At 65.6% G+C, this 218-nt stretch carries 1 protein-coding gene; it reads right to left on the reverse strand.

The annotated features are described in order from the left end of the window. The coding region (locus ACZY1I_RS32355) for a DUF222 domain-containing protein (protein ID WP_463761731.1) at positions 1-218 on the reverse strand (218 nt) is incomplete at both ends.

A 218-nucleotide genomic window follows, 5' to 3' on the forward strand; every position in this document is an offset into this window, starting at 1 on the left:
CAGGTCAGATCCCGGGATCGCACGAAGTCGGCCAGCGCTTTCGAGGGCCGGTAGTGGGGTTCGGGTGCCGCGTAGCCAGGATGGGTGAGCGGTACCCGCTTTGAGGACAAGGCGAGCTCACGAAGCCGTTCGGCGGTGATGAGCCCGTCGGCATTCCATTGCCAGGCAGGGGTGTCGCTGGTGCCGTCGAGGGTGGCCTGCTCGGCGATCACATGAAT

The sequence above is a fragment of the Mycobacterium sp. IDUB_37 genome (assembly GCF_055419245.1).